An 8,477-nucleotide genomic window follows, 5' to 3' on the forward strand; every position below is an offset into this window, starting at 1 on the left:
ACAATTTGGCACTGGCTTATCAAGCACCCTGTTGAGTTCTCAAAGAACAACCACACACCATCCGAGCTCCCACATCGTGGGAACCCGTCCGGGGCAACCTCTCGAACCTACCCGTCCCATCCCTCGTCGTCAACTTGGTCGCCCAGGTGATCGACTTGGTGCGGTCCGGATCCACGATGACGCACGCCGTACCCGGCGGTCGTTACTGTCGTGGGAAGCGGCAAGACCGGCCGACAATCGCTTGGCGATCATCCGCCCGGCTCCCTGCCGGCTTCAGAACTCTACCTGGTCGGCTTCGCGATCGCAACTCCGTCTTTCCGGAGTTCCTCGCACCGCCCAGTTCTCAGTCTCGCTCGGCGTCTCCGCCACGAGCCTGGCGCCCGTTCTCGGCCGGTTTGTCCGGCCTCCCGCGTGCAGAGAGAAAGTTACGCGGACGCGCCGACGAAGGCAAATCAAGATCCGTCACTGGATTTGATCGCCGTGCACAGCGGCCTGCACGGGGTGCAACGGCACGGCCGCCGGACTCATTCCCGCCCGGCGGGGATACGCGCTGGCGGAGTCGCTTCCGCCCCGCTACCACCCACCACGCGCGGCACCGGCGTGCGAGAGTGGCTGGCATGGCTGACCTGACGGTGGTGCTCGCCGAGGACGCGCTGCTCGGACTGCTGCTGCCGTTCTGGCAGTTGGTCATCGCCGCGTTCGTTCTCGTGGTCCTGGTGCTCTCGGTCGGCCGCCTGGCCCGCCGCGGTCCGTCCCGCATGACGACCGCTCTGCTGGTGACGGCCGCGGCCATCGCCGGCCTGGCGACGGTGGGCGTACTGCTCCAGGACTAGGGACGGGCTAGGGACGAGCGCCGGCGGCTAGAGGCGGCGGTTGGCCAGGCTCGGCAACTCCGCTCTGATGGTGCGCAGCCGGTCCAGGTCGAGGTCGGCGATCGCGACACCCTGGCCGTCGGGCACCTGGGTGAGGACGAGACCCCACGGGTCGACCACCATGCTGCGCCCGAAGCAGGTCCGGCCCGGCTCGTGATCCCCCGTCTGGCCGGCAGCGGCCACGAAGCACTGGTTCTCGATCGCCCGCGCCCGCAGCAGCACCTCCCAGTGGTCCCGGCCGGTATGCAACATGAAGGCCGCGGGAACGACGAGCAGCTGGGCGCCGCCGTCCGTGGTGAGCTGCCGGTAGAGCTCGGGGAAGCGCAGGTCGTAGCAGATCGACAGGCCGACCCGCAGACCCTCGACGTCGACGACCACCGGCTGCGCGCCGGGTGCGACCGTGGCCGATTCGAGGTACGACACCCGGCCGGGGATCTCCACGTCGTACAGGTGGATCTTGCGGTAGGAGGCGGCGAGGGTGCCGGACCGGTCGAAGACCAGCGACGTGTTGTAGGTGTGGTCCGGATCCGGGCCGCGCTCGTGGATCGAGCCGGCAACGACCCACATGCCGAGCCGTCGGGCGACGGCGGCGAAGAACTGCCCCACCTCGCCGTCGACCGGCTCCGGATCCAGAAGACCGGCGGCGGGACCGAGGTAGTCCACGTACTCGGGCAGGACCGCGAGGTCGGCGCCGCCGGCGGCGGCGCGCTCCAGCAGGAGCTCCGCGGCCGCCAGGTTCACCTTGCGGTCGTCCCGGGCGTTGAGCTGGCAGACGGCGACGCGCATGGGCATCAGCGTACGTGCGGGAAGGGCTCCGGCGACAGGACCGGGCGCCGCCGCGATGAGCGTTTCACGGCGGCGCCGGCGGACGGGTCAGGCGGACTTCTCCTCGCGGTCCCGGCGGGCCCGCCGACCGGTGAACTCGCGCGGGACGATCGTCGGGTTCACGTTCTCCAGGACCACCTCACGGGTGATCAGCACGCGGGCGGCGTCGGGGTTGCTCGGAACCTCGTACATCACGGAGAGCAGGACCTCTTCCATGATCGCGCGGAGGCCGCGGGCGCCGGTGCCACGGAGCATCGCCTGGTCGGCGATCGCCTCCAGCGCCGACGGCTCGAACTCCAGCTCGACGCCGTCCAGCTCGAAGAGACGCTGGTACTGCCGGACGAGGGCGTTCCGGGGCTCGGTGAGGATCCGGACCAGGGCGGTGCGGTCGAGACTGCGCACGCTGGTGATAACCGGGAGTCGGCCGATGAACTCGGGGATCAGGCCGAACTTCAGCATGTCCTCCGGCATCACCTGGCTGAAGATGTCGTCCGTCGAGCGCTCGGAGACGGACCGGAGCCGGGCCCCGAAGCCGGTGCCGCCGTGACCGGTGCGCGCCTCGATGATCTGGTCGAGGCCGGCGAAGGCGCCACCGCAGATGAACAGCACGTTGGTGGTGTCGATCTGGATGAACTCCTGGTGCGGGTGCTTACGGCCGCCCTGGGGCGGCACGTTCGCGACCGTGCCCTCCAGCATCTTCAGCAGGGCCTGCTGCACACCCTCGCCGGAGACGTCCCGGGTGATCGACGGGTTCTCCGACTTCCGCGCGATCTTGTCGACCTCGTCGATGTAGATGATCCCGGTCTCGGCGCGCTTGATGTCGTAGTCGGCGGCCTGGATCAGCTTGAGGAGGATGTTCTCCACGTCCTCGCCGACGTAGCCGGCCTCCGTGAGGGCCGTGGCGTCCGCGATGGCGAAGGGGACGTTGAGCATCCGTGCCAGGGTCTGGGCGAGGTGCGTCTTGCCACATCCTGTCGGGCCGAGGAGCAGGATGTTGGACTTCGCCACCTCGACGCTGTCGGTGCCGGGGGCACCGGCGGAGTCGGCCTGGATCCGCTTGTAGTGGTTGTAGACCGCTACGGCGAGCGCCTTCTTGGCCTGGTCCTGGCCGACGACGTAGTTGTCGAGGAACTGGCAGATCTCCATCGGCTTGGGAAGCTCTTCCCACTTCACCTCGCCGGACTCGGCCAGCTCCTCCTCGATGATCTCGTTGCAGAGATCGATGCACTCGTCGCAGATGTAGACCCCGGGGCCCGCGATGAGCTTCTTGACCTGCTTCTGCGACTTGCCGCAGAAGGAGCACTTCAGTAGGTCGCCGCCGTCACCGATCCGTGCCACCTACGTTCTCCCTGCACTCATCGGCCGGGGACCCGGCCATGACCTGCGGACGCTGCGCGCCGCCCGTCCTTGTTGCCCCCGCCGGCCAGGGGGCCAGCGAAGCGGTACAGACCCGACGTTACCCGCTGGCGCGAATTTCTCCGACCCCCAAAACGGGTGTGTCAGAGGTCGGCCGGGAGCGGACCCCCGACCGACCTCCAATCGTGCTGCTCAGCTGGCGGCGTTGGCGGCCAGCAGACCCTTCTTGCGGCTGGTGAGGATCGTGTCCACCAGCCCGTACTCCTTGGACTCCTCGGCCGTCATGATCTTGTCACGGTCGATGTCCTTGCGGACCTTCTCGATCGGCTGGTTGCAGTGCCGCGAGAGCATCTCCTCCAGCTGGGTCCGCATCCGCAGGATCTCCCGGGCCTGGATCTCGATGTCCGAGCCCTGCCCGTAGCCGCCCTCGGTGGCCGGCTGGTGGATGATGATCCGCGAGTTCGGAAGGGCCATCCGCTTGCCCGGCGTGCCGGCGGCGAGCAGCACCGCCGCCGCGCTGGCCGCCTGGCCCAGGCAGACCGTCTGGATGTCCGGACGGACGTACTGCATGGTGTCGTAGATCGCCGTCATGGCCGTGAACGAGCCACCGGGCGAGTTGATGTACATGATGATGTCGCGGTCCGGGTCCGTGCCCTCCAGCGTCAGCAGCTGGGCCATCACGTCGTTGGCCGACGCGTCGTCCACCTGGACGCCGAGGAAGATGATCCGGTCCTCGAAGAGCTTGTTGTACGGGTTGGACTCCTTGACCCCGTACGACGTGCGCTCGACGAACGACGGCAGGACGTAGCGGTTGTGCACGGCCGCGAACTGCGGCGGAAGGCTCAGGTCGGTCATCGTCAGCTCCTCGCTCAGCTCAGGGTCCCGGCGCCTTCCGGAACCTGGGCGGCTCCGGTGATCACCTTGTCGATGAAGCCGTAGTCCACGGCCTCCTGGGCGGTGAACCAACGGTCACGGTCCGAGTCGGCCTCGATCTGCGCGGGGTTCTGGCCGGTGTGGAAGGCGACCCGCTCCTGGAACATCCGCTTCGTGTAGAGCATCTGCTCCGCCTGGATGGCGATGTCCGCCGCGGTGCCCCCCATGCCCCCGGACGGCTGGTGCATCATGATCCGCGCGTGCGGCAGGGCGTAGCGCTTGCCCTTGGTGCCCGCGCAGAGCAGCAGCTGGCCCATCGAGGCCGCCATGCCCATCGCCACGGTCGACACGTCGTTGTCGATGAACTGCATCGTGTCGTAGATCGCCATGCCCGAGTAGACCGAGCCACCCGGGGAGTTGATCCAGAGGTTGATGTCGCGGTCCGGGTCCTCCGCGGCGAGCAGCAGAAGCTGCGCGCAGATGCGGTTGGCGACCTGGTCGGTCACCTCGCTGCCCAGGAAGATGATCCGCTCCTTGAGCAACCGGTTGTAGACCGAGTCGTCGAGGTTGCCAATGGTGTCGCCACCTCGGGCGTCGATCGCCCGGAGCGGCGTCGCTGGGATGTGCATGTCGGTCATGGCAGCCCTTCGCTCTCCGTACCGTCCTACCCGACACTAACCGCTCAGCCGGACGGCAGAGTCCCGGTCGGGGCACTGTTCGCTCTCAGCGCAGCCCCGTCGGGGCGTACCCCGGAAACGGGTTTCGGCCGCCGCCCAACCGCGAGGGATGGACGGCGGCCGCACCGCGACGATCAGTGCTCGTGGTCGTGCTCGGCCTCGCTCTCGGCGCGCAGCGCGTCCAGGCTCACCTCGTTGCCGGCGGTGTCCTTGATCGTGATCCGCTCCATGATCGAAGCCAGCGCCTTGCCGCGGCGGACGTCGCCGTAGACGGCACCCGCGGCGCCCGAGCGGACGAGCTGGTCGTAGTACTGCTGCGGGGGCATCCCGGCGCGCTGCGCCCGGTGGACGATCTCGTGCCCGAACTCGTCGTCGGAGACCTGGGTGTCCTCCGCGTCGGCGATCGTGTCCAGCAGGAGCTGGATCTTGACGCCCTGCGTGGCCGCCTCGGCCAGCTCCTCGTCGATCTGCTCCTCGGTCTTCTCCTCGGCCGCGAGGTACTCCTCCAGCGAGGCACCGATGCGCTCCAGCTGGTCGACCATCGCCGCCTTGCGGCTCTCGACCTCCTCGCGGACGACGCCCTCCGGCGCCGGCACCTCGGCGGCCTCGACCAGCTGCTCGAGGGCCTTGTCGCGCGCGGCGTAGATCTGCTCGACCCGCTTGCCCCGGGTCACCCGCTCGCGCAGGTCGTTGCGGAGCTCCTCGATGGTGTCGAACTCGCTCGCCATCTGGGCGAACTCGTCGTTGAGCTCGGGGAGCTCCTTCTCCTTGACCGTGCGGACGGTCACCGACACCTCGGCGTCCCGGCCGGCGTAGTCGCCGCCGACGAGCTGGGTGGTGAAGGTGGTGCTCTCGCCGGCGGCGAGGCCGACGACGGCCTCGTCCAGGCCCGGCAGGAGCTGCTGGCTGCCGACCTCGTGCGAGATGTTGCTCGCCGAACCACCCGGCACGTCCTCGCCGTCGACCGTCGCGTTCAGGTCGATCTGCACGTAGTCGCCCTCGGCGGCGGCCCGCTCGACGGTCTTCAGGGTGGCGAACCGCTCGCGCAGGCTGGTCACCTGGGCGTCGATCTCGCTGTCGTCGATCTGCAGCTCGTCCACGGTCACCTCGATGGTGGCCAGGTCCGGCAGGGTGATCTCGGGGCGGACGTCGACCTCGGCGGTGAAGTTGAGCGAGTCGCCGTCGGCGAACTCGGTGATCTCGACCTCGGGCCGGCCCAGCGTCTTCAGGTCATGCTCGCGGACCGCGGCGAGGATGTTCTGCGGGATGGCCTCCTGGACCGCCTCGTTGAGGACGGTGCCCCGACCGACCCGCTGGTCGATCACGGCGGTCGGAACCTTGCCCCGGCGGAAGCCGGGAACCTGGACCTGCTGGCCGATCTCCCGGTACGCCTTCTTGAGGCTCGGCTCGAGCTCGACGAACGGCACCTCGATGGCGAGCCGCACGCGCGTCGGGCTCAGAGTCTCGACGGTGCTCTTCACAGGCGTACTCCTTGACGGATCTCGGTTGGTCTGGGCGCTCTAACAGCCCATCGAGTGTAGGCGAGCCGGCGCGGCCGGTCGGCAGCGCCCGGGAACCGCGCGGCGAACGGCGGCGCCCGGGATGGCCCGGCCGCGGACGACAGTCGGGGTGGCGGGATTTGAACCCACGGCCCCTCGCTCCCAAAGCGAGTGCGCTACCAAGCTGCGCCACACCCCGTGGCGGGAAGCAGTCTATGCCGTCCGCGCCCGCCCGGAGTCCTCCGGGGCGTCCGCCGACGCGTGTCCGCGTCCCGAAGGCGCCGCGAAGGCCGCCCCGCCGGGCGCGGAGGCCGCGCCGCGAAGGCCGCCCCGCCGGGGCGCGGAGGCCGCAACTTCAGGGAAAGTGTGGTGTCGACCGCCGTTCCGCCGTCGGAGGCCGCTCTTCCCGTGAAGGTGCGCGGATCTTGGTGCGACGGCACGCCGGGCGCGGCTGCGCGGGCGACGGCGGCATTGGGTACGCTGTCGGCGCGCCACCTTGTCGAGGTGCGCACGCGGGCGTAGCTCAATGGCAGAGCTTCAGTCTTCCAAACTGACGGTGCGGGTTCGATTCCCGTCGCCCGCTCCACCCACGAAGGCCCAGGTAAACGCATGATCGCGGCACCTGGGCCTGTTCACTTCTCCCCCATCCCGGATCTTGCATGCCATCCGCGTGCCATCCACTGGGGCGAGAGGTTGGCCGCTTGCGCCACGATCGCGGCGTTGTCCGACAACGTCTCGATCTGCAGCCGCTGCAGGCCGCGCACGACAAAACCGTAGTGGCACAGGACCGCGACCACGTCGGTGCCGTAGCCCTTGCCGCGGAAGGACGGCCGCAGCCCCAGCCCGATGTGCGCGGACCGGCTGTGGTTGTCGATGCCCCACAGCGTCGCGGTGCCGACCAGCGTGCCGCCGTCCAGCTCGACCACCGAGAACGGGACGTGCCCCTGCTCCGTGTCGTCCACCACGAGCCGCGGGTCCTTGGAGCCGGGCGTGATCGGCCGCCAAGGCCGGCCTTCGGACCGCGAGGCGTTGACGACGTCGTCGTAGAGCTCGGCCCGCAGGATCGGGATGTCGTCCTCGTGCCGGGCCCTGAGCCCGATCTTGCTGCCCCTGAGCACGCGGGCTTCCTATCCGACTGGGCTGACCGGCGGCAAATCAACAGGCGTCGCAGGCCGCGCCTGATCTGGTCCAGCGGGGGCGGATCGTGTTGCCGGCCGTGGCCGGTGATCCGTTGCCGGCTCGATCGGTAACGAGTCGCCTCCCGTTCCTGGCGGCCCGAGCAGGGCGATGACTGCTGCCACGATCGTCTCGACGGCCGGGTCTCCACCGTGTGAGGTGTCGAGCTCGACGACGGCGTCGACACCCTCCGGCGGTTCGAAGATCGACCGCTTCATCTCGCCCCGCTGGAACAGGGATAGGAGCTGCTGGTCGACGGCCCCGCCCTCGGCCGCCCGAGCACCAAGTCGCTGGCCGATGACCGCCTCCTGGGCGACGACGTGAACAGCCAGCACCCGGGTGCCACCCGCGACCAGCACGTCCAGCAGCTCGTGGGACAACACCGAGGACTCCACGACGAAGCTCACCCCTGAGGCCGCGAGCAGCCGGACGACGTCGACCATCACGGCCTCAGCCCGGAGGCTGACGGGACCACCGGCGACGTGGAAGTCCCGGTCGAGCCGGACCCTGCCGTCCTCGGCGACGGAGGCGGAGGACAGCCCCAGGCCTGTCTTGATCTCGTCACGGGTCAGGAACGGGATACCGAAGCGGCCGGCCGTCGCAGCGGCAACGGTGGTCTTCCCAGCCCCCGGACAACCGCAGACAGCGATCACCACCGGCCGTTTCTTCGCCAACATCCGCCGATCTTGGCAGACCCGCAGAAACGCTGTCGACGTGCCGAGCCTGTCACCAGGGCGGTGCGGGCCATCCGTGGGCCAGTAGCGGCGGCCGGCGGCGGCTCGTCACCACGAGCGCGCTACCGTCGTCGCGCGAACCGGAGCGGCTCAGGATTTCCGCAGCGGCCGGAAGGCGGCCCGCACCTCGGTCGCGAACACGTCGGGCTCCTCCCAGGCGGCGAAGTGGCCGCCCTTGTCGACCTCGTTGAAGTACGCGGGGTTGGGGTAGACCGCCTCGACCCAGCTGCGCGGGGCAGCCCAGATCTCGCCGGGGAACGTCGTGAAACCGACCGGAACCGAGACCGGCGGAGGAGCCTGGCCGGAAGCTTGGGCCGCGGCCCGGAACCGTCCGAATTCCCAGTACCACCGGGCGGCCGAGGCACCGGTGCCGGTCAGCCAGTACAGCGTGATGTTGTCGACGATGGCGTCCCGGGTGAGGCCGCCCGTCGGCTGCCCGTCGACGAACGCGCGGGACATCTTGTA

Annotated in this window: 8 protein-coding genes, 2 tRNA genes and 1 pseudogene; 2 read left to right on the forward strand and 9 right to left on the reverse strand. The window is 69.3% G+C overall.

What is annotated here, in order from left to right; translation table 11 throughout:
• The first annotated feature begins 617 nt into the window (after window positions 1–617).
• Window positions 618–833: a hypothetical protein gene (locus HCJ94_RS28955; protein ID WP_168004179.1), complete on the forward strand. Its 216-nt coding sequence runs from the start codon at window positions 618–620 to the stop codon at window positions 831–833.
• Window positions 834–860: 27 nt separating this feature from the next.
• Here HCJ94_RS28955 and HCJ94_RS28960 read toward each other — a convergent pair whose 3' ends face one another.
• The 6 genes from HCJ94_RS28960 to HCJ94_RS28985 all read right to left on the reverse strand — a co-directional run bounded on the left by HCJ94_RS28960 (window position 861) and on the right by HCJ94_RS28985 (window position 6,301).
• Window positions 861–1,658, reverse strand: coding sequence for a carbon-nitrogen hydrolase family protein (locus HCJ94_RS28960; RefSeq protein WP_168004180.1), 798 nt, complete (start codon window positions 1,656–1,658; stop codon window positions 861–863).
• 87 nt (window positions 1,659–1,745) lie between these two features.
• Window positions 1,746–3,035, reverse strand: coding sequence for an ATP-dependent Clp protease ATP-binding subunit ClpX (gene clpX / locus HCJ94_RS28965; protein ID WP_168004181.1), 1,290 nt, complete (start codon window positions 3,033–3,035; stop codon window positions 1,746–1,748).
• A 210-nt stretch (window positions 3,036–3,245) separates the two neighbouring features.
• Complete coding sequence (locus HCJ94_RS28970) at window positions 3,246–3,908, reverse strand: ATP-dependent Clp protease proteolytic subunit (protein ID WP_168004182.1); 663 nt, start codon at window positions 3,906–3,908, stop codon at window positions 3,246–3,248.
• A 14-nt stretch (window positions 3,909–3,922) separates the two neighbouring features.
• A complete protein-coding gene (locus HCJ94_RS28975) occupies window positions 3,923–4,564 on the reverse strand; it encodes a ClpP family protease (RefSeq protein ID WP_168004183.1) in 642 nt (213 codons plus the stop codon).
• 173 nt (window positions 4,565–4,737) lie between these two features.
• Entirely contained in the window at window positions 4,738–6,084 is a 1,347-nt protein-coding gene (tig, locus tag HCJ94_RS28980) for a trigger factor (RefSeq protein WP_168004184.1), read from the reverse strand.
• A gap of 143 nt (window positions 6,085–6,227) precedes the next feature.
• Window positions 6,228–6,301: transfer RNA gene (locus tag HCJ94_RS28985), tRNA-Pro, on the reverse strand.
• A 313-nt stretch (window positions 6,302–6,614) separates the two neighbouring features.
• Here HCJ94_RS28985 and HCJ94_RS28990 point away from each other — a divergent pair.
• Window positions 6,615–6,688: transfer RNA gene (locus HCJ94_RS28990), tRNA-Gly, on the forward strand.
• Window positions 6,689–6,734: 46 nt separating this feature from the next.
• Here the strand turns inward: HCJ94_RS28990 and HCJ94_RS28995 are convergent.
• From HCJ94_RS28995 to HCJ94_RS29005, 3 genes and pseudogenes are all read right to left on the reverse strand, one after another.
• The gene (locus tag HCJ94_RS28995) at window positions 6,735–7,220 is read right to left on the reverse strand and encodes a GNAT family N-acetyltransferase (protein WP_168004185.1); all 486 of its coding nucleotides are present in this window, start codon (window positions 7,218–7,220) and stop codon (window positions 6,735–6,737) included.
• Window positions 7,221–7,229: 9 nt separating this feature from the next.
• Entirely contained in the window at window positions 7,230–7,955 is a 726-nt protein-coding gene (locus tag HCJ94_RS29000) for a P-loop nucleotide/nucleoside kinase family protein (protein ID WP_168004186.1), read from the reverse strand.
• 147 nt (window positions 7,956–8,102) lie between these two features.
• Window positions 8,103–8,477: pseudogene (locus tag HCJ94_RS29005) on the reverse strand (epoxide hydrolase); the annotation flags it as partial.

It is taken from the genome of Micromonospora thermarum, from assembly GCF_012034245.1.
GTDB lineage: Bacteria > Actinomycetota > Actinomycetes > Mycobacteriales > Micromonosporaceae > Micromonospora > Micromonospora thermarum.

Bases quoted from the DNA above. Each gene is read 5' to 3' on its own strand.
- HCJ94_RS28955 (WP_168004179.1), top strand. From the start codon at position 618: ATGGCTGACCTGACGGTGGTGCTCGCCGAGGACGCGCTGCTCGGACTG.
- HCJ94_RS28960 (WP_168004180.1), bottom strand. From the start codon at position 1,658: ATGCGCGTCGCCGTCTGCCAGCTCAACGCCCGGGACGACCGCAAGGTG.
- HCJ94_RS28970 (WP_168004182.1), bottom strand. From the start codon at position 3,908: ATGACCGACCTGAGCCTTCCGCCGCAGTTCGCGGCCGTGCACAACCGC.
- HCJ94_RS28975 (WP_168004183.1), bottom strand. From the start codon at position 4,564: ATGACCGACATGCACATCCCAGCGACGCCGCTCCGGGCGATCGACGCC.
- HCJ94_RS29000 (WP_168004186.1), bottom strand. From the start codon at position 7,955: ATGTTGGCGAAGAAACGGCCGGTGGTGATCGCTGTCTGCGGTTGTCCG.